This window comes from Gracilimonas sp. B-17 (assembly GCF_056857935.1).
The window spans coordinates 740,520-764,208 of sequence record NZ_JBSXOA010000012.1; the positions used below are offsets into that span (position 1 = coordinate 740,520).

General features: G+C 42.5%; 9 protein-coding genes. 8 read left to right on the forward strand and 1 reads right to left on the reverse strand.

The annotated features are described in order from the left end of the window. Window positions 1–54 precede the first annotated feature (54 nt). Window positions 55–387, forward strand: coding sequence for a hypothetical protein (locus tag AC13FX_RS11705; RefSeq protein ID WP_482880858.1), 333 nt, complete (start codon window positions 55–57; stop codon window positions 385–387). After that, entirely contained in the window at window positions 384–1,865 is a 1,482-nt protein-coding gene (locus AC13FX_RS11710) for a dihydrolipoyl dehydrogenase family protein (protein WP_482880860.1), read from the forward strand. The genes AC13FX_RS11705 and AC13FX_RS11710 overlap by 4 nt, the downstream gene beginning before the upstream one ends. A gap of 329 nt (window positions 1,866–2,194) precedes the next feature. Here AC13FX_RS11710 and AC13FX_RS11715 read toward each other — a convergent pair whose 3' ends face one another. Then, window positions 2,195–3,517: an SGNH/GDSL hydrolase family protein gene (locus AC13FX_RS11715; RefSeq protein ID WP_482880862.1), complete on the reverse strand. Its 1,323-nt coding sequence runs from the start codon at window positions 3,515–3,517 to the stop codon at window positions 2,195–2,197. 264 nt (window positions 3,518–3,781) lie between these two features. On the opposite strand from AC13FX_RS11715, the gene AC13FX_RS11720 reads away from it, so the two are divergent. From AC13FX_RS11720 to AC13FX_RS11745, 6 genes are all read left to right on the forward strand, one after another. After that, window positions 3,782–5,836, forward strand: a complete 2,055-nt coding sequence (locus AC13FX_RS11720) for an acetate--CoA ligase family protein (protein ID WP_482880863.1) — start codon at window positions 3,782–3,784, stop codon at window positions 5,834–5,836. 256 nt (window positions 5,837–6,092) lie between these two features. Beyond that, window positions 6,093–7,400 carry an ergothioneine biosynthesis protein EgtB gene (egtB, locus tag AC13FX_RS11725; protein WP_482880864.1) on the forward strand — a complete coding sequence of 436 codons (1,308 nt, stop codon included), beginning with the start codon at window positions 6,093–6,095 and terminating at the stop codon, window positions 7,398–7,400. 20 nt (window positions 7,401–7,420) lie between these two features. After that, window positions 7,421–8,383 carry an L-histidine N(alpha)-methyltransferase gene (gene egtD, locus AC13FX_RS11730; RefSeq protein ID WP_482880865.1) on the forward strand — a complete coding sequence of 321 codons (963 nt, stop codon included), beginning with the start codon at window positions 7,421–7,423 and terminating at the stop codon, window positions 8,381–8,383. A 37-nt stretch (window positions 8,384–8,420) separates the two neighbouring features. Further along, window positions 8,421–9,188 (forward strand): alpha/beta hydrolase family protein, encoded by a 768-nt coding sequence (locus AC13FX_RS11735; RefSeq protein WP_482880867.1) that lies wholly within the window; start codon window positions 8,421–8,423, stop codon window positions 9,186–9,188. Window positions 9,189–9,473: 285 nt separating this feature from the next. Beyond that, the gene (locus tag AC13FX_RS11740) at window positions 9,474–11,213 is read left to right on the forward strand and encodes a TonB-dependent receptor (RefSeq protein WP_482880869.1); all 1,740 of its coding nucleotides are present in this window, start codon (window positions 9,474–9,476) and stop codon (window positions 11,211–11,213) included. 23 nt (window positions 11,214–11,236) lie between these two features. Further along, on the forward strand, window positions 11,237–23,650 hold the full coding sequence (locus tag AC13FX_RS11745) for a hypothetical protein (protein WP_482880870.1): 12,414 nt from the start codon (window positions 11,237–11,239) through the stop codon (window positions 23,648–23,650). Window positions 23,651–23,689 lie beyond the last annotated feature (39 nt).

Sequence of the window (23,689 nt, forward strand, 5' to 3'; positions counted from 1 at the left end):
AAGTAAAAGAACGTCTGTGATAATAACGAACAAAAATTTATTGACAGGATCTGTATGGAATTAGAACTAATAAACGAATGGTTGATGGGACTTTCAGCTAACTATAATGTAAACCCGTACATATTTGCCGGGATCTACGTCGGAGCTATTCCATTTTTCACACTTTCTGTTGCCTGGTTGATACGCAATAAGAAAAAGAACAGATCTATAGCGCTTCCCGTCATCTCAACGGGATTCTTCTTGTCCTCTGCTTATCTTTATTTGATGGTAGCAGGTGAGAATGTACCCGCATGGGTTTATGTGCTCATGATCGGGCTACTTGGATATGGGATCTATTCTACAATTAAAAAGATAAGATCAACTCAAAAGGACAAGGTTACAGGATGAGGTATCAATATGATTTTATTGTGATCGGAGGCGGAGCTGCAGGATTAACGGCAGCAGGTATGGGAGCCAACTTTGGAGCCAAAACCCTGATGATAGAATCCAGTAAACTTGGTGGGGATTGTACGTGGCATGGATGTGTTCCGAGTAAAACATTGCTGCATATCTCAAAACTTGCAGCCGGAATCAAAAAAGCAGAGGCCTTCGGACACAAATCAGCGGAGACCCTGGATTTTGATTCAGTTCTTGAACATGTCAGGTCGGTACGAGAGGATGTCTACGAAGAAGCAGATGATCCGGACATATACAGGGATATGGGCATTGATATTGAATTCGGTAAAGCTCGCTTTAAGGATGATCACACACTTACTATTCAACATGATGATAATACAACTCTGAAAGAAGTTACCGGACGAAAAATTCTCATTGCCACTGGGAGCAAGCCTTTGATTCCACCTATTAAAGGTTTAAGTGAAGTGGAATACCTGACAAATGAGACCCTATTCGAGCTCTCCGAACAACCTAAGAAATTATCTGTTATTGGGGGAGGTCCGATTGGAATTGAAATGGCTCAGGCATTTCAGCGACTGGGTACTCAGGTAACAGTATTTGATATACAAGATCGAATATTATCAAATGATGATAAAGAACTGACCGATATGCTGAAGAACAGGCTGGAGAGTGAGGGAGTGAATTTCCATCTTTCTTCTAATGTGAGTCAGGTTGAAACGTCAGGTAATGGATCGATCCAGATAAAAACTGTTGTTAACGGTGAACAAGTCACAGTTGAAAGCGATGCTATATTGGTGGCGGCAGGGCGAACTGCAAATTTGCAATCCCTGGCACTGGATAAAGCCGGGATCACTTTTACTTATAAGGGTATAACGGTTGATGATAGGTGCAAAACCAATAAGAGTCATGTCTTCGCAGCAGGTGATGTCACCGGAAGATATCAGTTAACGCATATGTCGGAACATATGGCTAAGGTTGCAGCAAGTAATGCCATATTGAAAGCACCCATGAAAATTGATGCCAAACATGTTCCATGGAGTACCTATACCGATCCGGAACTGGCCGGTATTGGCGCCACAGAAAAGCAATTAGAGGAATCAGGTACAAAATTTGAAACCTACCGATTCCCATACAGCAAAGTAGACCGGGCTATAACCGATGGGGATACGGATGGTATGATCAAGATATTTGCCAGGAAATGGAATGGAAAAATTCTCGGGGCTACCATATACGGAAAGCAGGCCGGGGATCTTATCAGTGAATACGCGCTGGCTATGAAACACGGCATAACACTGAGAAATATTGCTGATACCATCCATCCCTATCCTACCTATGGTTTGGGTGTACGCCGGGCTTCAGACCAATGGTATGTTAAAAATCAGGCAGAATGGATGAGCAAAGTGGTTAAAAAGGTATTTGGCTACCGGGGAGAGATACCGGATCTGTCAGATAAGGACCGGATCGTTTGAAATGTTACCAGGTTTCAACTCAAATTAATGGGAAGTAGAAAAGCATGGTTTCTGATATGATGGAAGTTCCTGATAGCTAAAAATAAAACCTGAAGCAGAGGGCACTACTATCGATGAGTCAGTGGGTAGCTGCATTTTGATTATTGACAGTTTTCTAACCATGCTTCAGGTTTGTTCATCTAACCATAACTGGCTCAAAGTAAAGCATCGTTGATTACTGCAATGTTAAAATGCTGTTATGAAAGCATCATACTTTAGAAACGAGTAAAAGAGATCTTGAGGTGCACTTGTCAAGTATTCATATGTGCACATTTAAATAATATGCTGAATTATTGTTCACTCAAAGCCTTATTCATAGCCTCATAATAAACTGTGCCCATGATACTGTACCCCTCACTATTCAGGTGTACACCATCCCCGGATAAATGTTGGCCCGGATCCATTGCTGCTTCCATATCTGCAAGTATAATTTTATCGCCCTGAGACCGTCTGTTTTCTATGTGATCTCGTAGCGCTGCATTATAATGTTGTACCAAAACAGCACGGTCTCTTATCTCCATTGTAGATTTACCTACGTTACTGGAACTAACAGGGGGGATAGTTGCGGCAAGAATGTAAGTTCCCTGCTCTGAAGCCGAAAAGATAAGGTCGATCAGGTCATTCCACCGATCGGCTATTTCCTGCCCTGTTTCATCAAAATACCAAGCGATGTCATTGGTACCCACCATAAGGGCCACATATTTAGGTTTGTGAGTTTGCATCAGGGATTCAGCCTTGTCCATGATACCTTCGATCTTGATACCGCCAACACCTTCATGATCGGGGTCGGGAATAGAACTGCTTTGTTGCTGGTTTCCTACATAATCTAATTCATGTCCATCACCCTCCAGTAAATTCCAGAATTTAACTCTGGGGCGTGAGTCATTTGTCATACTGTCACCCAATGGCATGATGACCAGTGTTTCATCAGAAGGTGGAGGATTATAGGTAATTGGTTCGATCCGGTAATTTAGTTCAGTTTCCAGGGTCTGGTCATCAGAATTCATGACAACCACATCAATAATATGATCCCCTGAGAGGTCTTCAGATTGGCTCAATACAAAATGATTGTTTCCGACAGGCTCAATTGTAATTGCATCAGAAAACATCTCAACTGAGGTGATCTGGGCCTCACTTTCAAAGTAGTTGTCTATGTTAATTTCAGTACTTGTTCCTTGCTTACCATCAATATTATTCCTGATCTTGAAAATTTGAGCAGGTTCATCTGTATTAGTTTCGGGTTCATTGACTGCATAAATAAGTTCACTCTCAAGAGTATAATCATCTTCATTAGTCACCTCGGCATTTAATAGATAATGACCAGCCGAGTCATTTAATTGTGATACGCGAAATGAATCATTAGGTAGGGCTGTGACCTCTAAATGGTCACCATAAAATTCTGCAAACACAAAAGGTGCATCGCTTTCGAAATAATCTGTTAGATGAAATTCATAGACTTCGCCATTCTGGGCATATAAGGTATCAGCTAACAGCGTAATAATTTCGATATCATCATCCTGCTGCTTTTCTGAGGCCGGTTCATTAAACAGTTGATCGCAGCCGATCAACATCATTGCTGTGGCAAACAATATTGTTAACATAAGTTTTTGCATGAGTGTCAGGGATGATTTAAACCGTGGTTAAATGTACTAAAATGAGGATCAGATAACTGATTTGTTACATTTGTGAGATCTCTTTAACCATGTAACACATTTTCCGGGATTTTGTTCCTCTATAAACGCTTAACTTCGTATCCTATGCAAATTTTTTGATTTATCAAACCTTAACATTGACTTTGTATTTAGCAAATTGATCGGGTTGTAAAGATTTTTGAACCAGATTCTATCGAATTTTAATTTTTATCATCAATAGTTTTCATGTCTGACCCATTTTTTTCTCCAAAAGGTGTAGCAGTAATCGGAGCTTCTCAGGATGCCCACAAACTGGGCCATGGTGTGCTCAGAAATCTTATTCAATACAGATATAAGGGTGGCATATATCCGGTGAATCGGAAAGCGTATGAGATCCTGGAACGGCCATGTTACAGTTCTGTCAGTGAAGTTCCGGACCCGGTGGATCTTGCTATCATCGTGGTTCCGGCTCGTTCAGTGGCTGATTCTCTCAGGGAATGTGGTGAAAGGGGGATAGGTCATGCCGTTATCGTAACCGGAGGTTTCAGCGAAACGGGTGAGGAAGGCAGGGAACTTGAAGAAGAGTTATTGAAGATAGCAGATTCGTACGGGATGAAGATCATAGGTCCTAACTGTATAGGCACTATAGATACGCATACCCCGGTAAACACGACCTTTGTGGTGGGTATGCCTGAACCCGGTGAGATCGGGTTTATTTCTCACTCCGGCGCCATGGTGGCGGCTATCATTGACTGGGCCAGCGGGAGCGGAATAGGATTTTCAAGGATCGTAAGTCTCGGAAATCAGATCGATGTCAATGAAACAGACATGATAAGGTCCATTGCTGAGGATCCAAATACCAAAGTGATCACCGGGTATATAGAAGGGGTGGCTGATGGAATTAAATTCATGGAACAAGCAAGAAAAACAGCGAAAGAAAAACCCTTTCTCATGCTGAAGGGAGGTAAGGGAGAAAGCGGTGCAAAAGCCGTAGCCTCCCATACGGGTGCCCTAGCAGGAAGTTCAGAAGCTTTTCGAACAGCATTCAAATACAGTGGGATTCAGGAGGCTGAAACCATTGAGGAAATGTTCGAATGGGCTCGTGCCATGGCCTGGCAGCCCCTGCCAAAGGGTAACCGGGTGGCAGTGCTGACCAATGCCGGAGGCCCGGCCATTTTAGCAGTGGATGCTTTGGAAAAACAAGGATTGCAGATCGCATCTTTATCCGAGGATACAAAGTCGTTTTTGAAAAAGCGCCTTCCAAAAGCGGCCAGTATCAATAATCCTGTGGATGTATTGGCCGGATCAGGACCGGGAACCTATACGCTTGCCCTAGAGGCTTTGCTATCTGATGATAATGTGGATTCAGTAGTGGTCATTCAGGCTCCTCAGGACTGGTTTCTACCGGTTAGTCTTGCTGAGGTGGTTGGCGAGGTGGCATGGTCACACGATAAAACGGTGATCACATCCATTATGGGGAAAGCTTCAGTGGGTGATGCCCTGAAGATCCTGCAAAAACGCCGAATTCCAAATGTTGCATTTCCGGAGCGATCGGCCTCGGTACTGTCTGCAATGATAGAGCGCCGTAACTGGCTCCAAAGTGTAGAGAAGGAAACCGGTTCAACCTATGATGTAAATGTGGATGAAGCAGATCATGCTGCTAAGGAGTTGGATTGGAAAAAACTCCTTGAATTGTATGGTGTGAGATTTCCGGAAGAATTCATGGCAGAAACGATCAATGAAGCCGTTGATCATTCAAATAAGATCAAGGGGCCGGTTGCCGTAAAATTGGTTTCGGATGATATCTCCCACAAATCAGACATTGGAGGGGTGATATTGGGGGTGAATAATGATGAGGAAGTCAGGTCAGCCTGGAATAAGATCGAAACAGCAGTTAAAGCCCATGACGGGTCTATGAAGGGAGTGATCGTTCAGGAAATGGTCCCGAATGCACCGGAGGTGATCACCGGTTTTGTCAGGGATGATCAATTTGGGCCTATGGTATTATTTGGGTCGGGTGGTACAGATGTGGAATTATACAAAGATGTGGATATGGGTATTGCTCCATTATCTGAATCGGCCGCTTTGGATCTGATCAAACGTACACGGATCCATAAAAAGTTAACCGGTTGGCGACAATATCCTGAAAGTGACATCAAAAGTGTGATCAATGTATTAATGGCATTGGGTCAGATCGCCATAGACTACCCTCAGATCAAAGAGCTTGAAATCAATCCATTATCAGTTTTGCCTAAGTCAGAGGGGAGCAGGGCATTGGATGTGAGAGGATCACTAAAATAAAAATGGGAGAAAGCCTTTCAGACCTCCTCCCATGTCTTTATGGACCTAATGTGTCTTACGACTCATTTTACAGATGAGTTGAGTACAATAATTCTTACTTCCTGAATCGTAGTTTATAAGGATGTGGTAGGTGGTTTATGGTATCGTATGTCCAGATCTTAGAGGTGCTTGGAATTATTTATCAATCGGATATATTGATTTAGTAAGAACATCGAACATCATAACGTCTGTTTGACTGAATAATGACGCATCAATTATGGATACTACAACAACTCCCAAAGATCAGGAACCACAGGTTACTCATGCAGCGCAGTTTCGTTTTACGAAGGAACAGCTCATTTCAAAGTTCAAAAAAGTTCGGGCATTTACAGAAACCATTACCGAACCGCTTGAGATTGAAGATTATGTGATTCAGGTTACAGAAAATGCGAGTCCTGCAAAATGGCATCTGGCCCACACCACCTGGTTCTTTGAGACCTTTTTGCTGGAAAAGGAACTTGAGGATTATGATCCCATCCATCCACAGTATAGCTATCTGTTTAACTCCTATTACTTACAAACAGGAGTTCCACACTGCCGTGCACGCCGCGGAAATATATCACGGCCAACCGTAAAGCAGGTATTTGAGTACCGTGACAGTATTAATGAACATGTAGAGGACCTGATCAGTAATGCCACAGATAAGCAGTTTCGAAAATGGGGTCCCATTGTTGAAATAGGAATACATCATGAGCAGCAGCACCAAGAGTTGTTGATGACAGATCTTAAATATATGTTCTCTCAGAACCCGCTGGATATAGCCTATAAAAAAGTTGAACGACCACGTGTGAAATCAGTTCCGGATCTCAGTTGGACCTCATTCCCGGAAGGTGTTTATGAAATAGGTCATGAAGGAGACGATTTCGGTTATGACAATGAATTTCCAAGACACAAGACCTACATACATGATTTTGAGTTGGCTAACCGCCTGGTGACCAATGCTGAGTTTATTGAGTTTATCGAATCAGGTGCCTACAGGGAGCCAAAATGGTGGCTGGATGAGGGCTTTTCTACCGTACGTGATGATGGTTGGCAAGCCCCGCTGTACTGGAAAAAGAAAGATGGAGCATGGTGGCAGTTTACCTTGAGTGGGATGCAGAAAGTTGACCCAAATGAACCGGTTACACATGTAAGTTATTTCGAGGCCGATGCCTACGCTAGATGGAAGGGATTCAGGCTACCAACCGAGCAGGAATGGGAGGTGGCTGCTCAACCTTTACCTATTGAGGGCAATTTCGCAGATAAGGGCCATCTTCAGCCTGTAGCACAACAAAATGCAGAAGGCGGTTTGCAACAAATGTTTGGCGAAGTTTGGCAATGGACTCAAAGCTCCTATGCTCCTTATCCGGGATATGAGCCCTTACCAGGGGCATTGGGGGAGTATAACGGAAAGTTTATGTGCAACCAATACGTTCTGAGGGGTGGATCTTTCGCAACATCAAGATCTCATTTCAGAAAGACTTACAGGAATTTCTTTCATGCAAATGAACGCTGGCAATTCAATGGAATACGCCTGGCCAAATAATTCAAACAAAAAAGAAAATCATGATCCCAGCGGTACAAATGGAAGAAAGTAGCCGGAACATTCTCAATGAGGTAATAGCCGGATTAGGTAAAACACAAAAGACTCTGCCAAGTAAGTACTTTTACGATAAAATAGGTTCAGAGCTGTTCGAGAAGATCTGTGAACTGGATGAGTATTACCTGACAAGAACAGAGCTTTCCATTATGCAAAGTAACATAGAGGAGATCAGTGATGAAATTGGGAGTGATGTCAGTCTTATTGAGTTAGGAAGTGGCAGTAGTCTGAAAACCAGATTGATACTTGATCATGCAGATAATATTCATTCTTACATTCCGGTGGATATATCTGAAGAATTTTTAACGGATATTGTAAAGGATCTGCAAAGGGAATATCCCAATTTAAAGATCCAGCCCGTTGCAGCAGACTATACGGAAGGCTTCTCAATACCGGGAAGCCCTGAGAGTGGAAGCCGGAAGATCGCTTACTATCCCGGTTCAACGATCGGGAATTTTACGAGAGATAATGCCAGGAATTTTATTGGGTCGATCTCTCAGTTAGTAGGTAAGGATGGTGGTTTATTGATCGGTTTTGATCTCATTAAAGATCGCAAGACATTGATCGAGGCCTATGATGATTCTGAAGGGGTGACAGCCGCTTTTAATAAGAATATTTTAAACAGGATCAACAGAGAACTTAATGCTGATTTTAACATTGATCGATTTGAACACCGGGTACTTTTTAATGAAACAGAAAAACGCATTGAAATGCATTTGGTTAGTACCAATAACCAGAGAGTAACGGTTGCCGGAAATGAGTTCTATTTTGAAGAAGGGGAAACCATTCACACTGAAAATTCTCATAAGTATTCAATGCAATCATTCCGGGAATTAATCCGACCATATTTCAAAAAAGTAACCTCATGGACTGATGCAGAAGATCAATTCTGTATACAATTTCTACATAATGACGCTGCTATATCCTAACATCAAGAAATAAACTAAAAAATAATGATACGTATGTATGAATAGCCGAAAGATAAAATTTAAGGGGAGTCAGGGAGATCTTCTTTCTGCCAGGATCGATGAGCCTGATAATGGAATAAGTAAAGGCACCATTCTATTTGCTCATTGCTTTACCTGTAGCAAAAATTTAAAGGCCGTAGGTCATATCAGCAAGGCTTTAACAAAAGAAGGTATTGGCGTTTTTCGATTTGATTTTACGGGCCTTGGAGAAAGTGAAGGAGACTTTTCAGACACTAATTTTTCTTCGAATATTGAGGATCTGGTAGCTGCTTCTGAGTACATGAAAGATGAATGGGAATCGCCCCGAATGTTAATGGGGCATTCGCTGGGTGGAGCTGCGGTATTACAGGCTGCTCACCTTATCGATTCTGTGGAGGCTGTGGTGACCGTTGCAGCACCGTGTAATCCGGAGCACGTTACACAGCATCTTTTGGATAAAAAAGATGAGATCGAGCGAAAAGGAGAGGCGACCGTTCAGCTTGCAGGGCGCCCGTTCACCATCAAGAAACAGTTTTTGGATGATCTGGAAGAGCAGAACATGGATAATATTATTAAAAGTCTGGATAAGCCACTGCTGATCTTTCATTCACCCATCGATAAAACAGTTGGCATAGACAATGCTGCTCACATCTATAAAATGGCCAAACATCCGAAAAGCTTCATTTCTTTGGATGATGCTGACCATTTACTGACCAATGAAGAAGACGCCAGATATGTGGGGTCTGTAACGGCTGCCTGGGTGCATCGGTATTTTCAGGAAAGTTGAAATCGGTTTTAACTTTTTTCAATGCGCATCATCACAAATCAGTTAATGTGCCAGAAGTCACCTATTTACAGCTACGGTTGATGTCTTTTCATAGTTGAGTTTACGATCATATTATTAATAAAATCAGCCATGTAAGCTCACCGATTAAAGTGAATACTTCAGGATTTTTTAGTTCCCTGCCATTGGCTCATTGAAAATTATTTTGAACTTTTTTGACCTGATACTGAAATGTTTCTCGTAAGTATAGGTGAGTGCAACTATCAACTTTAGAGAAACTGTATCATTTTGCAGGGGAAAATCACTTTATTTATGGGGGTATTGTTGATCTTTGGGGTCAGCGGATTTGCGGTAGCCCAAACAGATCCGATACTGGAAGGAACGGATATTAGACCGTTTACTGCATCTGGAAGTATCGGTTTTAAAGCAAACGGTTATACAGCCAGTGGTATACAAAATCGAAGAGCACCGGCATCTTTACAAACCACTGCAAATCTTAATTTTTCCCTTTTTGGGTTAAGTTCTGGATTAAATCTTTTGTACTCAACAGATCAGTCAAGTTTGAGGCAAAACATGAATAACCTGAGTTTTAATGCTTCATGGGAATGGGTAACCGTTCAGGCAGGAAGTGTAAGTCCGAATTTCTCAGAATATGGATTGAATGGAACTGCGATCAGAGGTGGATATGTTTCGGCCACACCTGGAAATTGGCTCATTGAATTGTCAGGTGGTCAGGCAAGAAGGAAGGTTGAGTTTCAGTCAGAACAAGGATTCAGGGATCCGGCTTTCGAACGCTGGACTGCAGCCGGTAAGATCGGATACAGCGGAGATAATAATTCACATTTCTATCTAAGTTCACATTACTCAATAGATAGGGTCAGTGATCTAAACAGTGGGAGTAATGCTCTTGAGATCACACCTGCTGAAAACCTCACTTTAACTCCAGATGCTCAAATAGCCCTGTTTGATGATATTCTGACGGTATCAAGTCAGGTTACAGTATCAGCTTATACCAGAGATCTAAAAAGTGCCTCCCTTCCGATCGGATCAGCAGGTATCCCTTCTTTTTTAAATAATATTTTTACACCGAGAACCAGTTCGAGGGTCAATTTTGCAGGAAATGCAGCTGCAAATTTAAATCTTTCAAAATTCGGGTTACAGGTTGGTTATGAGCGAATTCAACCCGGTTTTAGGTCGCTTGGTATTGGGAGAATGAGAGATGATCAGGAAGAGATCCTGATAGCTCCAACCGCAAGGTTACTGGACAATCGATTATCACTTCAAGGTTCATTGACATTGGGTAGGGATAACTTACTGGGTACTCGTTTACAAACAAGGAGAAATACAGCTGTAGGGACCAATGTTCAGTATCAGTTGACTGATATGATCATGTTGAGTGCCAACTATAATTTAATGGTCAATGATTTTTCTTCCAGTGCAGAAGCTGATTCGCTACAACAAGCTGGGTTAGGGCAATTACAGGTTTCACATACCTTTATGTTACAACCTAATTTTACGGTTCAGCAAGGTGATCTGATGCACAATTTTGGTGTTTCTGGTTCATATTTCAAGATGGATAATGAGTTCAAAGCGACATCAAACCCGAATCAAAATAATTTTTCATCTGATACATATTCGGGATCACTCAATTATTCTCTGAGTTTTCCATCAGGTTTTTCAGTGAATGCGATGGGTAACTACCTGGTGTACAATTCCGCCCGAACAGATAATACAACACTTGGCGCTAATGCCGGAGCTACTTATTCCTTTTTTGATAATAAGCTGAGTATGAATTTAAATCTGGGTTTTAACCAAAACACTAATGAGTTGGATCGAAGCAGTCAGAATATGGCTGATGCGATCTTTAAAACCCGGCAAATGATGGTCAATTTATCATCCAATTACAGGCTTTATGAAAAGGGGACGCTTTCTCTCAACCTAAGAAGCAGAACAAATAATGCGATAGAGGGGGCAGGTACAAGATATACAGAGCTTGAAGGGACCATAAATTTTCAACACCGGTTTTAATACAAGGATCTTAAATCGAGGTTATGTTTAAAAAGTCAATCAATAAATCAGGGTTAGTAGCTTTTATAACAGTTTATCTGTTATTGTTAGGATTAACACCCGGATCCACAGAAGATGTCAATGCTCAGGGAGTTGCCAATATAAATGTAACCGGTATACCAGGTGTCATAAGCGAACCTTTCACCGATCAATTTGAAGAAAATTTCAGGAATGGTCGTTATCAGGTCATCTTCACTTATAATAATACCAACACACAAGCAGTAGATTTTCGGTTCGAATTCAGTTTGTTAAAAGATGGAAGAGAAGTCATTGAAGTTAATTCTGAACCTCAAAGTTTTGCACCGGGTGCCTATGTTTTTACTTCTGTGTTTGATGAGCTATTGTTCAAACAGACTTTTGATGATGTGTTGAATCAATTAACCAGTGAAGAACGAAATCAGGTTATTCAAGGGGGTACCATACCGGAGGGGAGTTATGTGTTGAATATTCAGGCAATTCCTGAAGACAATTCCGGGATGATCTCTTCAATGCCCTCAGTAAATCCCTTTACGGTCATATATCCGGAGGCTCCTATTTTAATTAATCCTCCGAATGAATCAAATCTTGCCCTTGAAACACCGGTGTTTAACTGGACACCTGTGCCATTATCAGGTTACAGCATAGACTATAATTTTTTATTGGTTGAAGTATTGAAACAGCAAACTCCTCTTCAGGCGATCAAGAGTAACAGGGCACATGCTGAAGCAAGACTGACTGGTCAAAACACTTTGATTTATACTCCAGAGTACCTCCCACTTGAAAAAGGCAAGGAGTATGCATGGAGAGTAGCGGCAACAAGCCCGAATGGTGAACTGCCAATAAAGAATGAAGGAGAAAGTACTATAAACACCTTTATCTATAAGCAAGGAATCGAAGCAGAAACACTCGCTGAGGTCAGGGAATTAGATGAATTACAGTTGATACCAAATTTTGCAAGTCTTGTAGACCTGAGCAGTATGGACGTTGAGGAAGGTACCAACTACTATTCATTGAATGGTAAGGCCACTTTGGAACTGGACTTTTCTGCTAAAGGGGTTCAAACCTTTGATATTATTGCCAATGATATAAGAATTCAAAAAGGCTCATTGGACTCTCCCATATTAATGGGTGGATCCCTAAGTGGGGGCGGAAAAGATCTGGGTTCAGTAATTGGTATAAATGATGAATTATTGGGTTTCAGTGATATTACCTGGAAAATGGGTGAAGGTGTCACTGCTGGTGCCATAGTATCGATACCTGATGGGGGGACGATTAAAGCACAGGGAAGAATCGTTTTGGACTCTCAGGGTGCCAGAGGCACAGTAAGGGCCTCAGGAAGTCCATTGTTTTCTTATCAGGATGAACTGATCGATGCTGAGATAAACACCATTGCGGCATCTTTTCCAGAAGGAACGGTTCGTGGAGAAGGGTCTGTGAAAGTATTAGGTAAAGAAACCGGGTGCGAAGTTAGCCGTTTTGCATTTGTAAACGGGGAATTGTTCACTTCATTCAGATGTACCTCACCGATGGTCATTCCATTGGTAAAAGATAGTAATCGATTAACCATGATCGCAGACCGTTTGTATGGTGATCTGATCATAGATACAGATACAGGATCAATGGACTATGACCTTGATCTCAATGCATCTATAGGTTTGCAAACCGATGATGGCCAGGCTTGCTCTGCTGATGCCAATATTAAGTTAAATAGTGAGGAAGGTCTTTCAGTAAATGACATTTCACAAAACAGTACGTGTAAGTACATAAAGCCAAAGGTAGATCTCGGTTTTTTCACACTGGAATTAAGTCAGAGCCGGTTGGACCAGCTTAGTTATGATCCTGAAATAAATGATTGGGATTTTGCACTGACACTTGGGGCTCGTTTTGAAATACCGGATTTTGGCAAATGGGGATCTCAGGAGATCAGAAACCTGAGGCTTACTGACGAAGGATTGCAAGTTGACGATATAGACTTTTCTGAGGAAATAGCTGACCTTCCACAATTTGGCATCAACTCATATAATATTGAGCTGGAAACACTGGAATTGGCTGAAATGTTATTTCCAATATTTGATTGGGATCAGACCGGACCAGGGCCGTGGGACCTTAGTTTTTCAGGAAAGGTGGGAGTTCCAAATAGCCCGGATTACCCTGAATGTATAAGAGGACAGCAATTAGGGTTGAGAGCCGGAAATGTAAGTGGCGATGAAGTTTCAGCATCCATCGTACCGCAAAATTTTGAAGGATGCAGTTTTGAGTTCGGTGCCGGTTATGCTTTCAATATTGATGAGCTGGCCGGTAAATTTGGAGTCCGGTTTACAGATAGCGGAGAAGAGCCCATTGGTCGCCTCGATTTTGGTGGAAGTCTGACACTCGGTCAGCCTTTTGCCTGTGAGGTAAATTCGGATCTGGACATTGGCAGCACTCAGCTTTCAATTACCACCGGACTGGTTGGCGAGATCGAAAATATCATCCCAAGTTGTGATGTACGGGTTGGGCCTTTTATGGCAAATATAACCTCCTCACAACTAAGTTTTGATCACACACCGGAAACCGGACAGGAGGCATCGTTGATAGCCTCAGCAGATCTGGACCTGAATGATGGGCAGACCGCATCGGGTAGTTTTGAGCTCAATTTGATCACCGGTCGTTTTAATTCATTGGATTTCCTGATCGATGAACCATTCGACTGGAATATTCCGGCTGAAGATCCGGTATTGAGTTTCCGACTGAATGAAGCCCGGTTAACAGAAGAAGGTTTCAGCGTGGATGGCCGGCAGCAGTTTAACCTGGGTTCAGATCAGGTAATGGGAACGACTTTTGACAGTTTGCTGATCGATATTGAAACCCTTCAGATACAACGTGGGCGCATATTGTTCGATAGTGAGTTTGGGTTTGCCGCCGGAATTGATCCCAACGACCAAAGTCTGAGTTATCGGGCCGTGCCATTAGATTCTGAGCTGCTACAAGACCCTGGTATGTATTTGGGGATGTCGGGACAGATCCAGATCGATTCACAAGGCATTCAAACAGAAGGACAAGCCGATGCAACCCTCAGGTTCAATGGTGAGGATTACGACCTGGCTCAGGTGGCCTATTCCGATGGTTTCCGGTTCAGATTGTTCCCTTTTGAGGTTGGCAGTGGTCAGGCTGATATCATGTACGGAGACAGCCGCATAGCCTGGCTGGATGAGGATGGTTTCCATCCCTCGCCGGGATTTTTTGCGGACCTGTTGATCCCTGAACATCTTCCATTACCAACGATGGATATTGCCTATCTGACACTTAAGGAAGAGGGTGAATTATTGGTAGAGATCACAGAAAATGAGGATGGAAATTATGCGATGTCAACCTTGCCCGGCAAAACACTGACTCTAACAGCTCCATATTTTGATCCGCAGGGTAGTCCTTCACTTTCAAATGTAACCCTGAATAACGTGGTGATCTCAGGAAATCCGTCAAATCCGGAGATCCTTGAGGGGAGCATCGAAGTGACCATACCTCAGGGCGATCCAATGTGGCAGTTAAAAGATCGTCAGGTTCCGATCACATTAAGAAAACTTCAATTCGGATCCAGGCCGGTAAATGGAACCCCATTGACGGCATTGCATTTAATGGGCGACCTCCATTTGTTTGAAAATGACCTGCCTGATGCCCAACAGGAATTTGGCTTCTTTATTCAAAGTAATGGGGTGTTACAAGCCGATCTGAATATCACCGGTATGGATGCTCAGGTGCCTCTTTTACCTGAAGACAAAGCCTTATTAAAAGTGGACGGGATCAGCGGAACGTTCACATTACTTGAAGGGGCTAATTCACCCGGTTTCGACTTCACCATAGACAGTGGTTTTGAACTGAATACTGAAACCGGGATCTCAACCGGAGCGGAATTTGACCTGAGATTGACCCCCGGAAGTATGAGTCTTGAAAATTTGGTTACTGAAGACCTCGAGGGGTTACCTGAATTTGATTTTGGCGTGTTTGGCCTAAAACTGAATACGATCGAGAGTATACCCCAGTTTGATTACACTCCGGGAGAAGGATTTGATTTTGCTTTTGCTCTGGATGCCGATATTCGGATTCAACCTGAAGGAGCTGAGGAGATCATATTCCCACTTCAGGGATTTGAGATCAGAGATACGGGTATTCAGATCCCAATACAGGACATCAGTTCGGCAAGTATTCCGGGCTTGAGTTTGCCGGAATTTGATATTGCCAGTTTCAACTTTAAACCGTTATCGCTTAAAACTACGTCTCCGTTCTCGTTCAACTGGGGAGAAGGACTTGATTTCAACCCGGATGTGAACATGAGTTTTGAAGTGGATCTGCCAGAGTTTGAAGGTACGGGTCTGAATCCACCGGATGGTCTCACATTCAATGATGTAGGGCTGGTTGATGGATTTTTAACCGGTTCCATTGAACCTTTTCAGCCATTGGGGGGAGCAGAAATAGATCTGATTCCGGGTATGCCGGATTCACCAACTCTAATGATCAGTGAATTATTTGGATCACTGGATGCGGGACAGGATGAAAATGGAGATCTCTTTCAGGCCGTCAATATCGACCTGAACGGTGAGTTGGGTAACCTGCCGGCTTTTAACATTGACGATCCGAATGCTTGTGTGGAAAACGGATCCTTTACATTGAGTCTGGTTCAAAGTAAATATTTTGAAGGTACGGTGAGTGGTATTCAGCCTTGTGGTTATCTGGAACTGGGTCCCGCCCAAATTGCGGTCACCAATGCAGATCTTAACTTCAGCGTTTCTGCCGATCAGCAAATGGCAGAACTGGATGGTGGGGTAATGGTCACCTTACCTGCAACGGATCAGGGTTCTGAAGTGACCGCCAACGGAAACCTGGTACTCGATCTGATCGAAGGTAAGATCAATAATGGTTCAGTAACGATCAATCAACAATTTGGTTTGGAATTCCCTCACGGGGCAAATGACCCTCTGTTTACCTTTGGGATCAATCAGGCTGTGCTGAGTAAAGATGGTCTACTGGTGAATGGAGGCGGAAATCTATCCGCAGACGGAGTTCAGTCTACCGTTCAGTTCAACGACCTTTTAATTGGGTTTAATCCGTTCGGGGTACAATCCGGTAATGCCTCCATAGCAACTAACTTTGCTATGGAGGTTGGAGTACAACCTTTGGCTCTCAAGCTAAAGGACCCTGCTACCGCAATGCCGGCAGACAATGCTATCGAATTAGGACTGAACGGCGATATCATTCTCGATAACAACGGTTTGAATCTAACCGGAAGTTCTACTGCTACCATCAGATTTCAGGGAGAAGAATATGCCGCACTGGAAGTTGCCTATGAAGATGGTTTTGCCCTGAATGCGGGTGGATTTGCCGTAAATCAGGGACGTGCTTTATTCTATGAAATTGAAAATGGAGTTCGGTCTCAGGATCCATTGGCTGTGCTCAGTCAGAATGGGTTTGATCTTGGGGAATTCATAGCCTCTTTGTTACCGTCCAGGATTCCATTACCATCAGAGGATATCGCTTATATCGACATAAAGGATTCCAACGATAGCCTGCTAGTGGATGTCACATCCAATGAACAAACAGGTGGCTATACTATCACCACTAATCAGTCCACATTGCCGATGGTGATCGCAGCACTTAAGGATCAAAATGGAGACTCCACGGAAGTCAATGTCGGATTCAGTTTGACCACGGACGGTTCTTATAATATCACGGGTGGATCACTTTCACTGGAAAGCAACTATTCTCTGGAATCTCAGTTAGACATTCCGGTCAGCATCACGGAATTCAGCATTGGAAATGATGGCAATGGCATGGAACTCAAAACCGGTTTGAAGGTCGATCTTCCGGGACCACTTAAAGGTCATGACGCCATTGCAAACGCTGTGATCGATCAGAATGGGTTATCTCAGGCCACAGTTTCGGTAGGGACACACTTGACAGCCTATCAAGACGGTATCACTCCGCTATTTGCCTATGAACACTCAGGCAACATAGATGGAAGTCAGGAGACGGATGTCTTTGAGGCCGAACTTTGGGGAATTGAAGCAGAGTTTGGTGGAACCAACAGTGTTGCCGTATCAGGAATATTGAATAGCAGTCTGATCTTTGAAGTAAGTGGAGGAACGGATCCGATCTTTTATACAGCATCGTGGTCTGATACCGGCTGGGATTTTAGCATAGACCCCGGATCAATCGGAGACCTTTCCATGGGAGATGCAACACTTGCTCTCAACCAGCAAGATGGAATTGACGTGGTAAGTACTGATGAGGCATTTTATCTGGTATTGAGTGGCCAGGTATCCATGGAAGATGTAATCGGCGAGCCGCTGGATGTTTCGGTACAGGATCTTGAAGTGGGGGTTGATGGGCTTGGTTCAGATCCCGCTCTGCATTTTGCTATTGCTGGAGCCTCAGGGACAATGGATCATCAATCCTTTAGCTTATTTGAAGGGGCCTTTACTGGTCAGATCAAAAACCCAACTATTACTTTGAATGGGAGAAATGTCGCAGTCAGTTCAGATTCCGGTCACGTAAACTTTTTAGATCGTGATATAGAATATCTGGGGCTTATGATCAATACTGATGGTGGATTTACTTTCTCAAGTTTTGAGGCACAGAATATTGAGTTGATCCCAGAGTATGTAATGATGAATTCATTGACATTATCCGGTGATGATGGACTAAGGCTCGACAGTGAGTTAGCTATCACTTTACCGGCACCTGTTGATCAAACCTCATCCTCTATCATTAGTATTTATCGGGATGATCAAAATGTGGTACAAATAGAAGCGACCGCTCCTGCCTTTGATATTGATCAGCAATATGCTCTGGGTGACTTTGGATACTTCCAGCTGAACGAACTACAGGCCGATATTGACCCTTATGATTGGGCAAAATCAGGCATTTATGCCAACGGGGATCTCTACAAATCGGGAGATACATCTCCCATCATAAGTTTTGGGGAATCCGGACAGATCACGCAAAATCCGGGAATTGGATTGTCTGCTGAATCACCGTATGTGCAATTCAATGCTACCGGGAATGTCGGTTTCGATTATGATTTCAGTGTATTCAGGGTAGCCGTCAATTTTGATGAGATCTCAACCACACCAGATGGATTTGAATTGGAGTTGAGTGGAAGTTTAAGAATGAGTGATGACGTTGATGCGTTGACAGTACGGAGTTCTATCAATTACGAGAATTTTGTAATAGACCATACCGGGGTTAAGAATTACGGAAATATTGATGGGTCCGGAGAACTCGAAATGGATGGAATCGGTAAAATTGGGATCGGTCAGTTCATTTATGAAAAATATGAGAACGGCAGAGATATTGAGATCGCAGATGCTTCTGAAAAGAAACCGAATGAAATTGATGGTGACCAAACTGGAATACCTACCCGCACAGAGACAGGAGTGACCGAATTACTGTGTTTTGGACCTTGTCCGGTTAGCACCAGTCAAGGAAGTGTGTCTCAAAGTGCACTCACGGTATCTATTGGAGGAGGCACAGACAGTGAAAGCGGAGGTTTTACAGGAGGTGTTAAAACCATATTCTTCATGAAAAAATCCACAGGAGAATATGAACTATTGATAGATAGTTTAAATGTTTCACTGATAGATAATTTTACCATCACTGCCAATATGCATTATCTGAATACAAATGACGGATTTCTGTTAAGAGCGGCAGCTAGTGGAGATTTTACTTTTGGCAATCAAAATGTTTCAGCAGCGGTAGCCGGTAAATTTGCCAACATTGGTGGAGAAATGAGTTATGGATTGTTTGTGGCTGCACAGACAAGTGTGGGTATTCCGATCGTTCCGGGCGTGATAGAATTAACAGGAGCCGGTGGAGGATTTTTCTGGAAGCCAACTGAGAAAGACCTGGATCTTGTTGTAACAGCTGTTGAAGGTATGGGGCACACGATCATCAAAAAAGACAGGTTTTCGCACAGTGATGATCTGTTATTTGCTGCTCAACTTTTCGGGAGTTTTGGTATAGCAGGCTCGGGCACAGATTATGTGATCGAAGGAAGTACTTTTTTACAGCTTACTGATGAAGGATTTTATATGGATGCCAGTGGGGTGGTCTTAGGTATGGATGGTACTTCAGAGGCTCCTGCAAATACGTTATTGAACGGTGGTATGTCACTTGAAGTACAATGGGATCCAAAAATGTTCATCAATGGTACATTCTTTGCGAATGCCAATGTACCGGCCATACTTACTGGTGATGGTGAAATAGAATATTTTGCTGCAGATAACAACGGAGAAACGGTTTGGGGAATAATGGGTAACGCTAACTTCTCCATTTACTCCGGAATTATGACAGGAGGAGGAGAACTCTTAGCTTCAGGTTCGGGCGTACTATTGGAAGTAAATGTTGGCTTTGATGTTGATATTCCGATCCTTGAAGTCAACAGTAATGTGACCGGCTCCATCTGGATGATCGATGATCCGGATTTCAGTATGCCATTTGGAGCCTATGTGGTATTCAGTGCAGAAGCCTGTCTCGGTTTTTGTATCACAGCTGATGCTAAAGCTGCCTTTGTAACAAAGAGATCGGGTGGTTTCCAGCTATATGGTGCTGTGAGAGGTTGTGTAGACCTCCTGATAGATGAAGCCTGTTTATCTGCTTGGGTATCACTGACTGAATCTAAACTGGATGGTGGATTTGGACAAGGTGATCATAACGATCTGATTGCTCAGGCTCAGGAACAGAGAGATCAATTCCGGCAGAGTATAGAAGCAATGAAAAATAGTATAGAAGATGCTAAAAATGCACTTTCAGAACCACCGGTATTCAGTGGTCCGGCATACTCAGAAGAGGATGTTTATAAAGCAGGCGCTAATATCTACTCTCAGGATCATCAGGCAAGAAGGAGCCTGGCAACCATTATCGAAGGTCAGGTTGAGAATAACCGATACTATTCACAAGGCGGGAACTTACCAACGTCATTGCAAAATATTCTAACAGATATGATGGTGAGACCAAAAGTGTATAAGCTGTATGACTTGTTTACGTCTCGGTCTAATGCCCGACAGGAACTTCAAACGGCAGTCAGTAATGCTGAGACAATTTCTGATGCCGTTACAGACAAGTTGAATAATAGTGTTGAAAAAGCTATTGAATTCAGTAATGATGCTGAAACAGCATTTGAAGACATGATGACAATGATGAGTCAATCTCCTGTTTCAAATGTGGTGAAGCCGACACCAAGCAAAAACACAACAGATTCTGTTTCCTTTACTGTAAATGAAACAATGGCTGAAAACCAGGCAAATAGCACAGAATCCTTAAGGGAAGAAGTGGATCAGCTGGATCAACAATTCAGAGAAAGTATTGCACAGGTAGAGGAAAATCTGGATGATATGCAGGATTTGCTTGCTGCGGAATATGATTTCAACTACCGTTCACCTAGTCAGAGTTCACAACTTTCAAGCCTCAATGCTCAGATAAGTGGGGGAAGCAGCAGTACAGAACCTGCTCTTAGTATTACACCAAGTGTTAATGCCCTGGCAAAAGCCTACACTGATGTGTACGAAAAATTTGAAAAGTATTTTGCATTAGAAGCAAATATTAATTGGATGGAATGGGAATGGGCCTATAACCTTAGGGAAGAGTACATCAGTAGTAGAAGTAGCATTCAGAATGGAATCGGAACGTTGAATTCACGATTTAACAATCGTTTAAATTCCCGGAATAGTGGTTCAACCGGTTTAAATGCTTACAGAAACGAAGTCCACAAGGTAGCACAACGTAATCAGGCCATTTTACGCTTCAGTAACTCAAATTTTGATTCCAACTTTCCAGACCCATCATCCAGTAGTGCTCCGTCTGCAGTAAATGATCTCTATTCCGAGCTATTAAATCCAAATTGTGATGGTAGTGGATTAGATTGTGTTCGTGATTCTGTATCAAATATGAATCAGGATTTCTGGTATAACATGCATGTTTTGGGACTTGAAGAACATGGAGATAAATCGGCTCAGGTAGTTGTAGATGAGGTGGTCCCAAATATGAACACGGTTCAAAGTACACTAAGGGAGGGTCACAAGGGAATGACAACTCTGCTTGACTCTTTTTACAGCAATAAGGCACAGTTAACTACCATTCTCTACAACATGATAGACAATTATGTGAATTGGAAAGCAGGTATCAATTTTTCTTCAGATGGGGAAACATTAACTACTTCATCTGATACGTCGAATACCGATTACAGAAGCCGTATACAAGAGTTGTCGAATGACCTGAGACCCCCTCAAATTTCAGATATACTGGCTGAAACGTCTCGCCATTCTGCAAGTGGAAGTACAGTTAATTTTAACACGTTCTTCAATGATACTGAGATTTCCTGGTCGGCTACTCATCCCGTTGGTGTTATAGAGAATAGTGTAAACGTTGAATTGAGTGATCTGGAGAATATGCAGGACATCAATAACACGTCTGTTGCGTTTGGCGATGACAATTACCTGTCGTTAGGGGAGGAAACCTCGTTAAACATATATCCATTTAAAACAGCATTGGGTACAGGTAACGCTGTAAGTGAAACTAAGATGATAAACCTGGGATTAAGAGTCAGAGGTAATGCCGGTAATACAGCTACCAGAAGAGCTCTGTTCTGGGTAGACGTGGGTCCAGAAGGTATTAACTTTTCTGACTCAGGATTCCTGGGTACAGACGGCGATCTTTCGGTATTGAATGAGGATAATTCCAAACCGGATAAGCCTGTTATTAAACTGGGAGATATTTATGGAAGTTCTTCCCGGTATGTTTCTATGGGTAAAGGATATTACGGAACTTATGTTTCAACATATTGGACCAAAGATCCATCAAATCTCACCCTTAAAATTCAAGCTTATGATCCACAATCTGATATCGCCAGTTATGAGTATGCAATCGGTACTTCTAAAGGAGCTACGGATGTGGTTGATTGGACAACCTTACAAGGTACCAGAGAGTTTATATCTGAAATCCCAACTTCCCAGATCACCGGAGAAACTCGGTTAATAAATATGAGTGAGGGTGTTTCCTACTATGTAAGTGCAAGAGCTATAAATGGTGAAGGACTAGTCAGCGATGTTACTGAAAGTTCCACTGCTATTAAACTGGATACTGATAAGCCATCAAAACCGGGAACGGCGTATATTACGGCCCCACTGATTATGACTATGAGTACGTTTGGGTACTCCACTCCTGTAGATCCAATGGTTACAACTGCACCCGACCTAAACATCAGTAACTCTGATAAAGATGACTGGGAGAATGCTCAGGTTCCAGAAATTTCGGCAGCATGGACTGAATCAAATGATTCAGATTCAGGACTGGATAGATATGAATATGTTGTATCCACTTCTGAAAATGTTGCAGTAGCTCAGTTTACTGATACGGATAAATTTACAACCGATGATCTGAATATGACCTACACCGGTGCAATGAAGAATTCCGTATTAGAAGACTTTGATACGGAAGTATTTGTACACGTGAGAGCTGTAGATGTAGCCGGGAATGCGAGTGATATTCATACCATTGGATCAATAAAACCTCGTGACCCAACTCCACCAAAATCCGGAAGGATGCGAGCTAAAGTAAATCCAACTGACGTAAAACTGTACTTTACCGAGTTACCATACGACCCTGAAACAGATCTAAATGGAATACAATACTCAATAGGTACTTCTCCTGGATCTGATGACCTAAGAGCCTGGCCCGCAGATGGAGAGGTAGGTTTTGGATGGAGTCATTATAACAATTATTATTTGTTCAATTCTAATACTCAGTCCTCGGGAACAGTACAAGAATCTTCAGGTGGATTTTATTCCGGTGTTAGTTCAGGTACTACATATACCTCAACAAACATAAATTATGTTTCCAACACCAGTAACTTGAGTGCCGATTTATCACCTGACAGATATTTAACATTGTCCAGATCAGAAATTCCTGAAGGTACAAGCATATACATCAACTACAGATCTGTAAATGGTAACAATAAGGTTTCCTCTGTAAGGTCAACGGGACCGTTGGCAATTGATGAAAGTATTCCGGAAATGCCATCATTGGATGTTACTTATAAAGTATCAAATAACAGGTTGCATATTGAATTAGATGACATAGAAGATCCTGAAACAGGAATAACATCAGTTCGGTATGCAGTATATAAATCAAAAAACCCTCTTCCACTGAAATCATGGGCTGATTTTGAGACTATATACGGTATTAACCATAGTAGTTTTGATGCAGACAGATATGTGTATTTTTCTGATGGGGAAGTTCCTGACTTTACAGATCTTGTTGTTAAGATCAAGATAACTAATGGGGCAGGGATGCAGAGGATCATTAACAGATCATTATCTTATTCGGATTCTTATACGGCCAAGAATTTTCAACCAAGTACAACCTATACGTATCCTAAAATTGGGTTTTAAAATAAATGTTTAAAATAGTTTACATGTCATATTTAAGAA